The 14,651-nt window shown below is 72.8% G+C and carries 11 protein-coding genes and 1 tRNA gene; 6 read left to right on the top strand and 6 right to left on the bottom strand.

The window, feature by feature from the left end; all coding sequences use genetic code 11:
• The first annotated feature begins 260 nt into the window (after positions 1–260).
• Complete coding sequence (locus ACH4XV_RS46615) at positions 261–1,691, top strand: PQQ-binding-like beta-propeller repeat protein (protein ID WP_395800393.1); 1,431 nt, start codon at positions 261–263, stop codon at positions 1,689–1,691.
• 97 nt (positions 1,692–1,788) lie between these two features.
• Here ACH4XV_RS46615 and ACH4XV_RS46620 read toward each other — a convergent pair whose 3' ends face one another.
• The 3 genes from ACH4XV_RS46620 to ACH4XV_RS46630 form a co-directional block, all read right to left on the bottom strand.
• Complete coding sequence (locus ACH4XV_RS46620; protein ID WP_395800395.1) at positions 1,789–3,753, bottom strand: phosphatidylglycerol lysyltransferase domain-containing protein; 1,965 nt, start codon at positions 3,751–3,753, stop codon at positions 1,789–1,791.
• 284 nt (positions 3,754–4,037) lie between these two features.
• Positions 4,038–4,469, bottom strand: coding sequence for an ATP-binding protein (locus ACH4XV_RS46625; protein WP_395800397.1), 432 nt, complete (start codon positions 4,467–4,469; stop codon positions 4,038–4,040).
• Between the two features lie 127 nt (positions 4,470–4,596).
• Complete coding sequence (locus ACH4XV_RS46630) at positions 4,597–6,747, bottom strand: bifunctional glycosyltransferase 87/phosphatase PAP2 family protein (RefSeq protein WP_395800399.1); 2,151 nt, start codon at positions 6,745–6,747, stop codon at positions 4,597–4,599.
• Between the two features lie 227 nt (positions 6,748–6,974).
• Here ACH4XV_RS46630 and ACH4XV_RS46635 point away from each other — a divergent pair, with 227 nt between their 5' ends.
• From ACH4XV_RS46635 to ACH4XV_RS46645, 3 genes are all read left to right on the top strand, one after another.
• Positions 6,975–7,550, top strand: coding sequence for a GNAT family N-acetyltransferase (locus ACH4XV_RS46635; protein WP_395800401.1), 576 nt, complete (start codon positions 6,975–6,977; stop codon positions 7,548–7,550).
• 208 nt (positions 7,551–7,758) lie between these two features.
• On the top strand, positions 7,759–8,046 hold the full coding sequence (locus ACH4XV_RS46640) for a hypothetical protein (protein ID WP_395800403.1): 288 nt from the start codon (positions 7,759–7,761) through the stop codon (positions 8,044–8,046).
• 181 nt (positions 8,047–8,227) lie between these two features.
• A complete protein-coding gene (locus ACH4XV_RS46645) occupies positions 8,228–8,776 on the top strand; it encodes a transglycosylase family protein (protein WP_395800405.1) in 549 nt (182 codons plus the stop codon).
• Positions 8,777–8,780: 4 nt separating this feature from the next.
• On the opposite strand, the gene ACH4XV_RS46650 is transcribed toward ACH4XV_RS46645, so the two are convergent.
• Together ACH4XV_RS46650 and ACH4XV_RS46655 are read right to left on the bottom strand one after the other, a co-directional pair.
• A tRNA-Val gene (locus ACH4XV_RS46650) sits at positions 8,781–8,852 on the bottom strand.
• A 43-nt stretch (positions 8,853–8,895) separates the two neighbouring features.
• Positions 8,896–9,243, bottom strand: a complete 348-nt coding sequence (locus ACH4XV_RS46655) for a hypothetical protein (protein ID WP_395800407.1) — start codon at positions 9,241–9,243, stop codon at positions 8,896–8,898.
• Between the two features lie 203 nt (positions 9,244–9,446).
• Between ACH4XV_RS46655 and ACH4XV_RS46660 the strand changes: the two genes are divergently transcribed.
• Complete coding sequence (locus tag ACH4XV_RS46660) at positions 9,447–10,700, top strand: exonuclease SbcCD subunit D (RefSeq protein WP_395800409.1); 1,254 nt, start codon at positions 9,447–9,449, stop codon at positions 10,698–10,700.
• Positions 10,697–14,194: an AAA family ATPase gene (locus ACH4XV_RS46665; RefSeq protein WP_395800411.1), complete on the top strand. Its 3,498-nt coding sequence runs from the start codon at positions 10,697–10,699 to the stop codon at positions 14,192–14,194. The genes ACH4XV_RS46660 and ACH4XV_RS46665 overlap by 4 nt, the downstream gene beginning before the upstream one ends.
• A 12-nt stretch (positions 14,195–14,206) precedes the next feature.
• Here ACH4XV_RS46665 and ACH4XV_RS46670 read toward each other — a convergent pair whose 3' ends face one another.
• On the bottom strand, positions 14,207–14,644 hold the full coding sequence (locus ACH4XV_RS46670) for an ATP-binding protein (protein ID WP_395800413.1): 438 nt from the start codon (positions 14,642–14,644) through the stop codon (positions 14,207–14,209).
• Positions 14,645–14,651 lie beyond the last annotated feature (7 nt).

Below are 14,651 nucleotides of genomic sequence, written 5' to 3' on the forward strand. Positions count from 1 at the left end.
TGTCGGAGCACTTTGCCCGACAACGAACCCGTCGGTCCCCAGATGCGCCGGCCGGGTGAACGGGCCCACCCGGCCGGGGGAATGGGCACCGCCCCCGGGCAACCGTTCGCCCGCCCCCACGCTGTCGGCCGACGTGAGTAGTGTTCGAGTCGTCGCCACCGGGGATGACGGGGCATCAGCCCCCTTGCAACAACACGGTTCTCCCGCCCCGTCGTGGAGGTTCGGCATCCCCAACCCACTCAGCGGAGCCAGGAGTCGTCATGCCCGAGACCCGTACCTACCTTGAGCTGTCCGAGGAAGGCGACGGCGCGCACAAGTACTACGAAGTGGTCGTCGACGGCTGCGACGTCACGGTCACGTACGGGCGGATCGGGGCCAAGGGCCAGACCGGGACGACCACCCACGCGACGCCGCAAAAGGCCGAGGCGGACGGCAAGAAGAAGGTCGCCGCGAAGCTGCGCAAGGGCTACGAGCCGGCCGTCCAAGGGGTGCGCAAGCCCAGGGCGATCACCCGCCGCGAGATCGTCTCCCGGCCCAGCACGGCCCGCAACTCGGCGCCGGTGTTGTGGCGCTACCGCACCGGCTCCTCCGCGTTCGGCATCTTCGTCGACTCCGAGCGGGTCCTGGTCGGCAACCAGCGCGGCGACGTCTGGTTCCTCGACCACGCCGGCGAGGTCACCGGCCGCTACCAACTGCCCGACGGCGTCAAGTGCATCGTCGCGGACGACTCGTGGATCTACGCCGGGTGCGACAACGGCAACGTGTACGACGTCGGCGGCAAGGCCCCGCGCGTGGCCTACGAGATCACCGACAACATCGACATCTACTGGCTGGACATCCACGACGGCGTGCTCGGCGTGTCCGACTCCAACGGCGGCTGCACCACGATCGACCACGAGGACGAGTCGCTCTGGGCCGCGGCCACCAACGGCACCGGCGCGTGGATGGTGCGCTGCGACGAGAACGCGATCTACCACGGACACAGCGCCGGGGTGCAGGCGTTCGCCGCTGGCGACGGCAAGGAGTTGTGGACCACCAAGACCAGGGGCGGGGTGCTCTTCGGCTGGCAGGAGCGCGACGACGTGTACGCGGGCACCACCGGCAACAAGGTGCACCGGATCGCCAAGTCCGACGGCAGCATCCGCACCACCTACGACTGCGACGCGTCGGTGTTCTCCTGCGCCACCGCCGAGAACGGGAAGTACGTCTTCGCCGGGGACAGCTCCTCGACGGTGTACTGCTTCACCGAGGACGGCAAGCGGCTGTGGAAGCTGGGCACCACGTGCGGCTCGGCCTTCTCCATGCAGTACCACGACGAGAAGTTGTACATCGTCACCACCGACGGCTCGCTGGCCTGCATCGACGTGAGCGAGGCGGCGATCGCGGCGGCCCAGGACGGCACCGTGCCGCAGGTGCGCGACGTCAAGGTGGCCGCGATGGAGGCCGTGGTGCCGACCACCGAGGTGGCCACCACCACCGAGGCCGGCACCGGCGTCGTGGTCGAGTGCGTCGACCAGGGCAACGGCCGGCTGCGGGTGCACGTGGTCACCGCGGGCTACGAGAGCGGCTGGAACGTGCAGTTCCCGAAGAACGTACGGGTCGCGGGCGCGCGCTACGTGGTGGACGCGGTCAGCCCGGCCGAGCGCGGCGGGTTCTACCGGGTGCGCGGCGAGATCCGCCGCCTGGTCTGAGCCGACCCGCAGGACCCCGAAGAGGCGAACGACCGAAGGGCGGCACCCCCGCGAGGGTGCCGCCCTTCGGCGTGGTCGGCGTGGCCGAACCCGGTGATCAGGGCTGCTTGTGCTCGGCGGGCTCGCGCTGCTCCGCGGTCCAGCCGTCCAGCGGCGGCGTCGCCTCGGCGGCCTTGCGCTTGGTCATCGAGGCCACCCGCTGCTCGTGCCGGGCGCCGAACAGCTGCGGCAGCGTCGGCGTGGTCAAAAAGCCCTCGGCCCGGGCGCTCGCGATGCCGATCCGCGGCAGCTCGCTCGCCTTGCGGAAGCAGATGTAGCGCGGCTCCCAGATCGGGCGGTACTTCTCGTTGGCCCGGTACAGCGACTCGATCTGCCACCAGCGGGAGAAGAACACCAGGACCGCGCGCCACAGCCGCAGTACCGGCCCGGCGCCGAGCTTGTTGCCGCGCTCGAACACCGAGCGGAACATCGCGAAGTTCAGCGAGATGCGCTCGATGTCGATCGGCGAGGACGCCTCGGCGGGGGCCTCGGCCTCCGGCTCGGCCGGCTTGCCCTTCCCCTTGCCGCCCTTGGCGGGCTTCGCGTTCGCCGCGGCGTACGCCTTGGCGCCTTCTATGACGTCGAGCACCATGAACTCGATCAGCCCGTTGTCCGACTCGCGGTCGCGGCGCATCAGGTCGAGCGAGACGCCCTTGGCACCCCACGGCACGAAGCTGAGCACCGCGCGCAGCCGCCCCTCGCCGTCCATGCACTCGACCATCAGGCAGCGCCCGTCGTCGGGGTCGCCGAGGCGGCCGAGGGCCATCGAGAAGCCGCGTTCGGTCTGCCCGTCGCGCCAGTGGTCGGCGAGGTCGAGCAGTTCGCGCATCTCCCCCTCGGGGATGTCCTCGTGGCGGCGCACCCGGGTGGTGTACCCGGCGCGCTTGACCCGGTTGTACGCCTGCCGGACACCGCGCATCGCGCGGCCCTCCAGGCTGAACTCGGACACCTCGACGATCGCCTCGTCGCCCAGCTCCAACGCGTCCAGACCGTGCCGGGCGAAGATCGTTCCGGCCTCCTCGCTGGCTCCCATCACGGCCGGCACCCAGGCACGGTCCTCGGCCTCGGCGAGCCAGCGGTCGATCGCGCCGGGCCACGCCTCGGGGTCGCCGATCGGGTCGCCGGAGGCGAGCGAGACGCCGCCCACGACCCGGTAGGCGACCGCCGCCTTGCCGCTCGGCGACCACATCACCGCCTTGTCCCGACGCAGCGCGAAGTAGCCGAGCGAGTCCCGCTCGCCCTGCTTGTCGAGCAGCTCGCGCAGCAGCACCTCGTCGTCGGGGGTGAGCAGTTCGCGGCCCTTGGGCGCGCGGAAGAGTACGTAGAGCACCAGCAGGAACAACGTCACGCCGGCCACGTTGATCACGATGTCGACCCAGCGCGGCACCGCCACGCTGCCCAGGTCGCTGTCCGGGGCGAGGGTGAAGATGCGCAACACCGCGTACAGGATCCGGTCGCTCATGCTGGAGTCGGCGATGTCGTCGGTGGCGTTGACCAGGGTCGAGCCCAGGACCACACCGACCACCGCGCCGCCGGCCAGCACCAGGCCGGCCTTGAGCACGTTGCCCCGGTCGCCCTTGGCGCCGAACTCGGCGAAGCTCAGCAGCAGCGCGACGCAGATCAAGAACGTGAGGATCGTGGAGAACCAGTTGAACGGGTGTTGCCGCAGGTCGTCGAACCACAGCGCCCAGATGTAGACCGCGGTGGACGGGACGAGCAGGATCGCCGTGAACGCCCAGGCGGCCCGCTTGCGGCGGCTGAGCATGATGGCGAGGAACGCGGCCAGCGCGGCCGACGTGAAACCGGACGTGACCAGGAACGGCGTGTAGTACTCGCCCGTGTCGTGGTGTCGCACCCGGTCGCGCAGCGGCACCGAGACGGCCGACACGAAGTCGAGTGCCGCCACGATCCGCAGATACCAGATCAGCACCCCGGCCGAGATCCCGCGCACGCGCTCGGCGGCCGGGGTGCCGGTGCCGTTCTTGTTGTGGCCGTTCGCGGCGGCCCGCGTCGTGGCAGACACCGTGCTCCTCGATTGTGGGGTGGTGGAAGAGTCTCGTGGCCTATGTCCAGAATTGCGACTCTTCGTAACGCTCGCAGAACAGCGTAGACACCCACGAAGTAATTTGGATGCGCACGACGGCCCTTTGGTACGTCATCCCACGGAGGGATACCCGATCGTTTGCTAATCCCAATGGTGGACAAGCGCGGTTCGGACATACGGCGGGGCCGGTGCGGCATCAATGGACACGCCACACCGGCCCCGCCGGTTTCACCGGGCTCTCAACCGAATGAGAACCGGTTCGATCAACCCCCGATCGGGAGTCCGCCGAGGGAGGGCACGGCGGGCAGGGACGGTGCGGCGGGGGCGCCGCCACCGGCGAGCTGACCGGCCGCGGGGGCGGCCTGGCCGACCGTCTGGCCGGCGGCGGGAGCGACCGCCGCGGCGCCGTCGCCGACCGTCTTGTTCGCGTTCGACGCGGTGGTACCGGCCGTCTGACCTGCGGTCTTCGAGGCCGCGGGGACAGTCTTCGACGCCGTTCCACCGGCCGCGTTGCCCGCGCCCTCGGAGGCCGCGGGGACCTTGTCGGCGAGGCCGCCGACGTCCGGCTGGGTCAGCGCGCCGAGGCCACCCGTGGGCAGTTCCGCCGCGTGCGCGGCGGACGCGCCCAGGATCGGCGCGGCGCCGGCGGCGATCAGCAGGGCGGCCTGGGCTACGCGGCGCGAGATGTGCGTCATGGTGCTCCTCGTGGTGTCACGGTGAGGTCGGGCCCCTCCGGCACCGACCACACTGACTACCGCTCGAAGCACGATCGGGTTGCGGGCGCTCTTGGCAAAGTGTTGGCAATGAGCACGCGTGTCGTCACTATTTGCGGCTGACCGGCTGTTTGTCGGGATCATCCCTCGAATCGGGATCATCCTGCTTTGGCTCCCGCGAACGAGTGATCACATCCGACTCACCCGCCCCGACCGTCACCGGTGTGCTAATCGCGTCGGCGACCCCGGGTCCGGCCCCCGCCGCGACGGCGACCGGCTCGGCGACGGGCGCGGCGACCGGGTCGACCGAGAAGGCCGAGCGGCCGGTCAGCAGGTACTGGACCACGAAGCCCAGGGTGACCACCGCGGCGCCGCCGACCGCGTCCATGATCCAGTGGTTGGCGGTGCCCATCACCACGATCGTGGTGGACAGCGGGTAGAGCAGACCCAGCCAGCGCCAGCCCTTCGGCGCGATGGCCAGGATCATCAACCCGCACCACAACGACCAGCCCACGTGCAGCGAGGGCATCGCCGCGTACTGGTTGGAGATCTTGGTCAGCGCGCCGAAGTCCGGGTTGTTCAGGTCCTGCACGCCGTGCACGGTGTCGATGTAGTCGTAGCCCGGCATCAGCCGCGGCGGCGCGAGCGGGTAGAGCCAGAACCCGACCAGGCCGGTGAGGGTGGCCACGCTCAGCACGGTGCGCGCCGAGCGATAGGCGGCGGGCTTGCGCACGTACAGGATGGCCAGGATGGTCAGCGGCACGATGAAGTGGAACGTCTCGTAGAAGAAGTTCATGCTGCTCTGCAGCCAGCCGATCCTGGCCACGAAGTGGTTCAGGCCGCGCTCGACGTCGATGTGCAGGAACTTCTCCAGGTCGATGATCTGCTGCCCGTGCTCCTCGGCCACCTGGCGCTGGTCGGGCACCGACGCCCGGATGAACGAGTAGGCCTGGTAGCCGACCCGGATCATCAGCAGTTCGAGCAGCAGGTTCGGCCGCGACAGCGGACGCCAGCCGAACGGCAGCGCCGGGATCCAAGCGAACCGGCCCTTGTCCGCGACCCCCTGCGGCACCGCTTGGGGGCTCCACTTGGCCGACGCCTTGGTGATGAACGGCACCGCGCACGCCGAGGCGATCGCGAGCAGCAGCGGCCCGTTGTCGGCGATCGTGCGGACGGCGGCCAGCTTGCCCCAGACCAGCGTCTTGCTGTCGAGGGTCATGATCATGAAGACCGCGACCGGCCACACCATGCGGTCCGTCTGCCTGGCGCCGAGCCGGGCGACCGCGACGAGCAGGATCCACAACTGCTGGTGCTGCCAGGACACGGGGGAGATCGCGACCATCACACAGCCGGCCAGCGCGGCGCCGAGCAGCGCCTGTCCGTCCTTGGCGTAGGCCACCGCGCGCGGCACGCCGAACCACAACACGGCGGCGGACAGCAGCACCACGAGCACGATCTCCAGCGGCCCGGACAGGCCGACCCGCAGCAGCAGACCGTGCAGCGACTGGTTGGACAGCGCGTCGGCGTCGCCGCCCAGGCCCGCGCCGGCGACGTGGTGCACCCAGTACGTGAAGGAGTCGTGCGGCATGGTGACCCAGGCCAGCGCGGTGCAGCCGAGGAAGGTGGCCGTCGCGTTCGCGGCCGCGCGCTGCTTGCCGGTCAGCCACAGGTAGACGGCGAACAGCAACATCGCCGGATGCAGCGCGGCGGCGACGCCCATCGCTATCGAGGCGACCCGGCCCGGGGCGGCTTTGAGCATCGCGGGCAGCGCGAGCAGGACCGGGAGCAGGCTGAGCTGGCCGAGTGACAGGTTGCCGCGCACCGGCAGGGACACCACGAGCAGGGTGATGATCAGCGGCGTCGCGAGCAGCCGGGCGCGGCGGGTGCGCAGGCCGGGCACGGCCCGAGCGACCACCACCGCGATCGCGGCCACGATGAGCAGGGTGGCCACCGTCCAGGCGACGCCCAGGGTGTGCTCCGCCGCCCGGGTGAGCGGGCGCAGCACCCAGCCGGCGAAGGGGGTGCCGCCGAAGGTGGTGCCGCGCGCGTCGGTGTCGTAGAGCGAGCCCGGCAGGTGCAGTACGCCGTCGGGGCCGAGCCACGCGTCCAGGTCCGGCAGCCTGCGGTCCTCGGGTCGGTCGAGTACTTCGTTGGCCTGCCGGACGGCGACGCATGCGGCGAGCAGCCACAGACCCACCAGGGCCAGGGAGAGCCTGGTCCTCCGTATGTCCAGCAGCCGGCGAACGCCTGCCCTCACCATGTACGGCTTCTCCCGTTTTCCTGGAATTTCTGCGTTTCCCGGGTTTGGTCCGGATTCGTTGCCCGGTGCCCCCCGATTCATGGCGGGGCCATCCGGTTGCCGGCTTCCGGACACCTTGTCACCGCCCGACCGCGACCGAAAGCCGCGGGCCCCTCTCGGGACCCACGCCGTACGCTCGGGGACGGCATGGAACACATTGCCGAATCGACGAGGGGCGAGAGACAACCATGGTGCCGCAGGACGCGTCGACCCGAACGCAGGAGTCCCCCGACGCGGTCGTCGCCGTCGGCTTCCGGCAGGCCGGACCGGCGGATATCCCTGCCCTGCTCGAACTGGTCGAATCCGCCTACCGCGGCGAGGCGAGCCGTGCGGGCTGGACCACCGAGGCCGAACTCCTGGAGGGGCAGCGCACCGACGCGGACGGCGTCGCGGCGGTGGTCGAGGGTTCGGACAGTGTGATGTGGATCGCCGAGCGGGACGGCGTATTGCTCGGCTGCTGCCAGTTGGAGCGGCATCCGGACTCGGTCGTGTACTTCGGCATGTTCGCCGTGCGACCCGGTCGCCAGGGCGGCGGCCTGGGCCGAGCGCTGCTCGCCGAGGCGGAGCGGGTCGCGGTACGGCGGTGGGACGCCAAGCGCATGCGGATGACGGTCATCCGCCAGCGCGAGGAGCTGATCGCCTGGTACGAGCGGCGCGGCTTCGCCCGCACCGGAGTGCGCATCCCGTTCCCCTACGGCAACGAGCGGTTCGGCAGGCCGCTGCGCGACGACCTGGAGTTCGAGGAGCTGACCAAGGACCTGTGAGCCGCGCGCGGGACGCGACCGGGCGGTCGGCGCGGCGCGTTCGTCCGGCGGCCCGTGCATCGGCGGCGGTCGGGGCGGGGATTCCCTCGAATCGGTGCTCACTTTGCCCGGACTTCGACGGTCCGGCTCCGGCACGTCCGGATCGTGACAGCATGGATGTTCGGGGACAGTTCGCCCCCGGCACCGGTCGCCTTGGGGGTCGAAGCCCGTGTCGCACCACGAACCGCCGCCGTATCCGCAGCAGCCGCACCGACCGCCGCCGACGCAGGGCGGCGGTCGCCGCGGCAACCCGCTGATCATGCTGGTGATCGCGCTCGTGCTGGTGGCGGGCGTGGTGACCGCGGTCATCCTGATCAGCCGCGGGGACAGCGGCGACGACAGCCCGAAGAAGACCCCCTCGACCCAGGGACCCAAGCAGCCGGGCCTGCCCTCGGGGGTGTTGCCGAGCGGGTTGTTGCCCTCGGACATCGACAGCCTGCTGCCGGACCTGCCGTAGGCCCGGTCGGGCGGATCGACGGGCCGTCTCGGCGCGGATCGGCGGGCCGTTTCCGCACGGCCTCGGTCGGGACCGCCCGACCGCCCGGTGGGCTGCGGGCGTTGCGACAGCCGGGTGATTGCGCGGCCCGCCCCCGGTCGGGTCCCAGGATCGGCGCGCGGGCTGCCTACAGTCGGCTGACATGGCCAAGCTGATCATCCGATCGTCCGTGGTTGTCCTGTTCGCCGGTGTCCTGGGCGCCGGACTCGTCGTGGGGCCGGCCGCGCCCGCCGAGGCGGTCTCGGACGACGTCTGGGACCGGCTCGCCGAGTGCGAGAGCAGTGGGCGCTGGAGTCTCGACTCCGGCAACGGCTACTACGGCGGACTCCAGATCCTGCCGAGCACGTGGGACGAGGCGGGCGGACAGGAGTACGCCGACCGGCCGGACCGGGCCACCCGAGAGGAACAGATCGCCGTCGCCGAGCAGATCCTGAGCATGCAGGGCTGGGAGGCCTGGCCGCAGTGCGCCCGGCAGATCGGCATGCTCGGCTCGCGGTACACGGTCAAGGCGGGCGACACGCTCTCCTCGATCGCGCGCGACCTCGGCGTGATCGGCGGCTGGCAGGCGCTCTACGCGGCGAACCTGGACGTGATCGGCCCGGATCCGGACCACCTGGTGCCGGGCACGGTCCTGAACGTGCCGAAGGCCGCTCGCAGGAGCGGCCCTCGATTGATCAGGATCACGAAGTGATCGGTGCTCACGACTGGGATCGAACCAGTGACTTCCTCGGTGTGAACGAGGCGCTCTCCCGCTGAGCTACGCGAGCGTGCGTAGTTGCGTGCCCATCTTAACCAGTAGTGGCGCCGGGGTTAACCGGCCCCGGGTGAGTGGGTCGCCCCCTCCCCGTGACGGGGCGGCCCACTCGTACTCACCGCCGAGTGGCGCAGACTCCAGGGTGCGACCTTCGGCGGGGGCGGTTCAACCGGTTTTCCCCGCCCGGTCCGGCCGCGCAGCGCCACCAGCAGACCGGACAGGCCGAACACCAGGGTGGTCAGCGGCGCCGGTTGCCGCAGCAGCCCGATCAGGTTCGGACTCGCCGGGAGCCCGGACCGATGGACCGCCGCCAGGCACAACACGGCGCCGGCCACAGCACAGAGCGCGCAGGTGACGAGCGGGGTCGAAATCGAGTGCCTGCGGTCGGTCTGTCGAGCTGTCACGGTGAACTCCCGGACGGGCTTGGCGCGTTTCCTCCAGCCTGGCCGGACGGCCGCCGCGCGACCAGGTAGGTGCCTGGCCGATCGGGGGTGGGGCCAGCCCCACCCCTGTGTCCACCCGTCGGGTCCCGACGAAACCGCCACCGTGTCGGTGCCGTGTGCCTATCCTGGCTGCCCGTGATCGCCGACCGGAGGCGCCCCGCTTCATGAAGCTGTTGCACGCCGCCGACCTGCACATCGACAGCCCGCTCCGCGGCCTCTCCGGCTACGAGGGCGCGCCCGCGGCACAGATCCGCGGCGCGGCGCGGCGGGCCGTGGTCAACCTCGTCGACCTGGCGCTCGCCGAGGCGGTCGACGCGGTGCTGCTCGCCGGCGACATCTACGACGGCGACTGGAAGGACTACCACACGGGGTTGTTCTTCGCCGTGCAGATGCGCCGCCTGGAGGAGGCGGGCATCCGCGTCCTGCTGGTCGCGGGCAACCACGACGCCGACAGCCGGATCACCCGGGAGTTGCGGCTGCCGGCCAACGTGCACCGCTTCTCCACCGCGCGACCCGAGACGGTCGCCTTCGAGGACCTGGGCCTGGCCGTGCACGGTCAGGGCTTCGCGGTGCGGGACGTGACCGACAACCTCGCGCTCGCCTATCCCGCGCCGCGCGGGGGGATGTTCAACGTCGGCCTGCTGCACACCGCGCTGACCGGCGCCGAGGGGCACGCCACCTACGCGCCGTGCAGCGTCGGCGACCTGGTCTCGCGCGGCTACGACTACTGGGCGCTCGGCCACGTGCACGCGCGCGAGGTGGTGCACGAGCGCGAGCCGTGGATCGTCTTCCCGGGCAACATCCAGGGCCGGCACGCGCGCGAGACCGGGCCCAAGGGCGCGACGCTGATCACCGTCGACGACCACGGCCGGGCCGCCGTCGAGCACCGCGACCTGGATGTGGTGCGCTGGGCCCGCCTCGACGTCGACGCCTCGACCGCCGGCGGTGTCGACGACGTACTCGACCTGGTCCGGCGCGCCCTGGCCGAGCAGCGCGGCGCGGCCGGCGACCGCCTCCTCGCCGGCCGGGTGCGGATCACCGGCGCCACCGACGCGCACGAGGCGCTGTGGCGCGACGAGCGCCGATTCGTGTTCGAGACCCGGGCGCTGGCCGCCGAGTTCTCCGGGGTGTGGCTGGAGAAGATCCGCCTGGAGACCCGGCACGCCGATCTGGCCGACGCCGGGTTCGAGGTGCCGACGCTGGTGGAGGACCTGGCCCGGACGGCCAGGGCGCTGCGCGCCGACCCGACCGCGCTGGAGCAGCTGGTCCGGACCGTGCCCGGGATGCGCACGCTCGACCCGAAGGTCGCCGAGGAGGGCATAGCCCCCGCCGACGCGGCCTGGCGCGCCGACATCTTCGATCAGGCCGTGGAACTGCTCACGGCGCTGGTCACCGGGACCGACGGGGAGCACGCGTGAGGATCGACCGGCTCGACCTGATCGCGTTCGGCTGCTTCACCGACCGCCACATCGAACTCGGCGCCCCGGGCGTGCACGTGATCAGCGGTCCGAACGAGGCCGGCAAGTCCACCGTGCGGCACGCCCTGGACCAACTGCTCTACGGGATGGACCGACAGACCTCGTACGACTTCGTCCACGCGATGCGCGACCTCAAGCTCGGCGCGCTGGTGCGGGACGAGCACGGGCGGGTGCTCGACGTGGTGCGGCACAAGCGCGACCGGGACCCGCTCACCCGCGCCGACGGCTCGGTCCTGGCCGAGGCCGAGCTGACCCGGATGCTGGCGGGCGTGGGCCGCGACGACTTCCGCCGGGTGTTCGCGCTCGACCACGCCGGGCTGCGCGCGGGCGGGGCCGAACTGCTGCGCGGCGAGGGCGACGTGGGCCGGGCCCTGTTCGAATCGCGCTCCTCGGCCCGGCTCGGCGAGGTGCTGACCCGCCTCGAGGAACGTGCCGCGCAGTTGTACAAGATCCGCGGCAAGAACCAGCGGATCAACGCGGGACTGGTCGAACTCGGCCGGCTGCGCAAGCGGGTGCAGGACGACGGCCTGGCCCCCGCGGTCTTCGGCGAGGCGGTCAAGGAGAGCCGGCGCGCCGAGGAGGAACGCGACCGGCTGGGCCGCGACCGCAGCGACGCGCGGGTCCGGTTCGAACGCCTCGACCGGGTCCGCCAGGCGCTGCCGCTGCTGGCCAAGCGGGCCGAACTGGACGCCGCGCTGGCCGAGACGAGCGCGGGCGGGCCGCCGGTGGGCGCCGACGTGGCGGCGACACTGGCCGCGCTCGACGCGCGGGCCGCGGAGGCGGCGGCGGAAGTGGCGCGGGTCGAGCGGGAGTCGGCCCGGGCCCGGGCGGAGTGGGCCGAACCGGGGGCGGACCGCGACCTGTTGGCGGCCGGCGCCGCCGTGGACGCGCTGCACGCCGACGTCGCGGCGATCCGCGACGCGGTCGAACAGGCCGACTACGCCGACGCCGAGGCCACCGAGGCTCGGGGCATGGCCGCCGAACTGCTGGCCCGGGTGCGCCCGGACCGCGCCCTCGACGACCCGACCGCCTACGAGCTGCCCGCCGGCGTGGCCGCGCGGGTCACCGCGCTGCGCGACGACCTGACGGTGTGCGAGGCCCGACTCGCCGGCGCCGTCGAGCAGGTCGCGCACCGCCGGGCCCGGCTCGACGCGGCGCGCGCGGCCTGTGCGGCGATCCCCGAGCCCGCCGACCCGGCCGTGCTGCGCGCGCTGTTGCGGTCGGTGCCGGGCGATCCGGTCGAGGACGTCGCGCGCGACGAGCGTCGCCTGGCCGAACTCGACCACGAGGCGGCCGATCTGCGGGGCCGACACGGCCTCGTCGACCCGGACGGGCGCGCCGACGAGCACCCGGCGCGGCTGCGGCTGCCGGGGCGCGAGTGGGTCGCCGACCGGCTGGGCCGGCTGCTGCGGGTCCGGGCCGAGCTGGAGGAGACGGCGGCGGCCGAGCGGGCGCTGCTGGGCGAGCACGACCGGCGCCTTCGCGAACTGGCCGAGTCGTCCCTGGCCGACCCGCCGCCCACCCCCGACGACTGGACGGCGGCCCGGGTCGAGCGCGACCGGCTGTGGACGCTGATCTGCGCGAGCCCGCCGCTGACCGACGACCGGATCGACGCCTACGAGCGGGCCGTGGCCGCGGCGGACGAGATCGCCGAACACATCGCGCGACGGGCGGAGGAGGCGGTGCGGCGCGGCCGCCTGGAGGCCGACCTCGCCCACGACGAGCGCACGCTGGCCCGGCTGGCCGAGCAACGGGCGGCGGCGACCGAACGAGCGGCCGAGCTCGACGCGGACTGGGCCCGCGCATGGGCGCCCAGCGGCCTGCCCGCCCCCGACCCGCACGACGCCGTCGCCGTCCTGGACGCGATCGGCGAACTGGCCCGGGTCGAGGTCGAGGCGCGGGGCGTGCGCGATCGGCTGGCCGCCGGCCGGGCCCGGGTCGCCGCGCTGGTGGCCGATTTCCGCACCGCGCTGGCCGAGTCCGGCGCGCCTACCGGGACGAGCACGCTGCCCGCGTTGATCGCGCAGGCCGACGCGCGCCGCGACGCGCTGGCCGACGCGGTGCGTCAGCGGGAGGCGGCGGTCGCGGCGGTGCGCGAGGCCGAGGCCGAACTCGCCGAGGCGGTCGCCGAGTCGGAGCGGGCCGAGGGCGAGCGGGCGGCCTGGGAGCGGCGCCGGCACGAACTGGCGAGCGAGCTGGACCTGCCCGAGGGCGGCCCGGACACGATCGCCGCCGCGGTGGCCACGCTGGCCGAGGTGGCGGCGGCGGTCGGGCGGGCCGACGAGGCGGACCGACGGCGGATCCGCGCGGCCGATCGGGTGGCCGGATTCGGCGCCCGCGTGGCCGAGGCGTTCCTCGCGTGCGGGCGCCCGGCGCCGAGCGAGCCCACCGGCCGACCCCCCTTCGCGGCGGTCCTCGACCTGCACCGCGAGCTGACCGAGGCGCGCGGCGTGGAGGCGGCCCGCACCGGCCTCGCCGAGCGCATCGCGGATCTGGACCGGGCGTTGCGCGCCGGCCACGACGCCGCAGCCCACATCGAGGCCGAACTCGCCGCGCTGGTCGCCGCGTCCGGTGCCGCCGACCTCGCCGACCTGCGCGCCGCGGTGGAGCGTTCGGCCCGGGTGCGCGACCTCGAAGCCGCGCTGGCCGAGCACCGCGCGCTGCTGTCGCCCGAGGTCGAACAGGAGGCCGCGCGCTACACCCCCGACGAACTCGACGTGGAGATCGAGGACGCCGCACGCCGCGTCGAGGAGGCCGACGCCGCCTACGCGGAAGCCGGCGAGACGCTGGGCCGCCGCCGGCAGCGCATGCTCGACCTGGAGCGCGAGTCGGTGGCCGCCGCACGGGCGCAGGAGGAGGTGGCCGGTACGGTCGCCGCGATCGCCGAGGACACCGAGGAGTTCGTCCGCCTGCGGTTGGCCCGCGAGGTGCTGCTGCGGTGCATGGAGGACTACCGCAAGGAGAACCAGGCCCCGGTCCTGGCCCGGGCGGAGGAGGTCTTCACCGCGCTCACCGGGGGTCGCTTCGACCGGCTCCTGGTGGAGACCGAGGGGCGCAAGGGCGCGCCGGTGTTGCGTGCGCGGCGCGCGGGCGCCGGGTCGGGGGCCGGCGTGCTCGGGGTGGACGAGATGAGCGAGGGCACCCGCGATCAGCTCTACCTGGCGCTGCGGCTGGCCTCGCTCGACGCCTACGCCGACGCCGGGCGGGCGATGCCGATCGTGCTCGACGACGTGGCGATGACCTTCGACGACGGCCGCACCCGGGCGATGCTCGCGGTGCTGGACGCGATGGCCGACCGGTTCCAGGTGGTGGTCTTCACCCACCACCCGCACCTGGGCCGGCTGGCCGTGGACACGCTCGCGCCGGGCCGGGCGCACGTGCACGAACTGCCGGTCCACGTCCCGCCGTCCCGGGCGGGCGTACCGGGGGAGTGACCCGGCGGCGGGTCAGGCGGTCATCGCGAGCCGGAAACGCACACACTTGCCGCCGGGCTCGGGCACCGATTCCCAGCCGTCGGACAACGATTCGACCAGCATCAGGCCGCGGCCCGTGGTGTCGTCGTCGGCCGCCTCGATCACCTGGGGTGTGCGGGCGTCGGTGTCGTGCACCTCGATCCACACGCAGGCGGCGCCGTCGGGCGCGCGGTCTCGGCGGACCACGACGCTGAACGGGCGTCCGAGACCCGCGTGACGCACGGCGTTGGTCGCCAGTTCGGAGGCGAGAAGTACGGCGGTGTCGGACAAGGAGTCGAGATCCCAGACCCGCAACGCCACGCGGACATGCTCCCGCACGGCGGACACGCACGCGGGCATCGCCGGCAGCGTGATGGTCGGGCTGACCTCGTCCGCTTCGTCCGCCACTTCCGGATCGGCCAGGGTGGTCATGCAGCTA

The organism is Embleya sp. NPDC020630 (assembly GCF_044334985.1).
GTDB lineage: Bacteria > Actinomycetota > Actinomycetes > Streptomycetales > Streptomycetaceae > Embleya.

Coding starts and splice junctions, on each gene's coding strand:
- ACH4XV_RS46645 (WP_395800405.1), top strand. CDS start 8,228: ATGGCCAAGCTGATCATCCGATCGTCCGTGGTTGTCCTGTTCGCCGGT.
- ACH4XV_RS46630 (WP_395800399.1), bottom strand. CDS start 6,747: ATGGTGAGGGCAGGCGTTCGCCGGCTGCTGGACATACGGAGGACCAGG.
- ACH4XV_RS46660 (WP_395800409.1), top strand. CDS start 9,447: ATGAAGCTGTTGCACGCCGCCGACCTGCACATCGACAGCCCGCTCCGC.
- ACH4XV_RS46625 (WP_395800397.1), bottom strand. CDS start 4,469: ATGACGCACATCTCGCGCCGCGTAGCCCAGGCCGCCCTGCTGATCGCC.
- ACH4XV_RS46670 (WP_395800413.1), bottom strand. CDS start 14,644: ATGACCACCCTGGCCGATCCGGAAGTGGCGGACGAAGCGGACGAGGTC.
- ACH4XV_RS46635 (WP_395800401.1), top strand. CDS start 6,975: ATGGTGCCGCAGGACGCGTCGACCCGAACGCAGGAGTCCCCCGACGCG.
- ACH4XV_RS46615 (WP_395800393.1), top strand. CDS start 261: ATGCCCGAGACCCGTACCTACCTTGAGCTGTCCGAGGAAGGCGACGGC.